At 65.8% G+C, this 567-nt stretch carries 1 protein-coding gene; it reads right to left on the reverse strand.

Annotation, left to right across the window (positions count from 1 at the left end):
* A partial coding sequence (locus tag EEB15_RS33220; RefSeq protein WP_199236707.1) for a hypothetical protein occupies positions 1-567 on the reverse strand: 567 nt, incomplete at both ends.

Consider the following 567-nt stretch of genomic DNA (forward strand, 5'->3'; position numbering starts at 1 on the left):
AGATGCCGAGCAGGCCGCGAATGAAGGTCTGTAGCGCCGGCTGGCGCTCGGTGGATTCGAGTTGCTGGAGCAACTGGCGAATGCCGTCGCCTTCCTCGATGAAGAGGCTGCGCACCCCTTCCCGTTCGGCATTGATCAGGCATTCGCCGAGCAGGCTGTTGGCCCGTTCCTGGTAGCCCAGGCGCTGATAGCTGAGCGCCGCCAGGATATCCAGGCGCAGGCGCTGCAGGCCATGCCAACCGGGCTGCAAGGTGCCGCGCAACTGAGTGATCTCGTGCAGCGCCTCGCTGAAATGTCCTCGCCCCTGCAACAGGCGCACGCGGCTCACACCCAGCGACCAGTTGACCGGGTTGAAGGCCATGTTGCGGTAGTGTGCCGCCATCTTGTTCCAGTCCACGCTCTTCAACCGCTGCTCGGCGCGCTTCAGGCGGTCGGGGCCGCTGTCCTGGAGGATCAGGTTGATCTCTTCGGCCATGGCCTGGGCGAAGAAGCGCCACGACTGATTGCGCGAGGCCAGGGCCTGCATCGCCGCCAGGCTGGCCAGCGCCTCCTTCGGCCGTCCCAGCA

It is taken from the genome of Ramlibacter sp. WS9, from assembly GCF_003797765.1.
Classification (GTDB): domain Bacteria; phylum Pseudomonadota; class Gammaproteobacteria; order Burkholderiales; family Burkholderiaceae_C; genus Ramlibacter.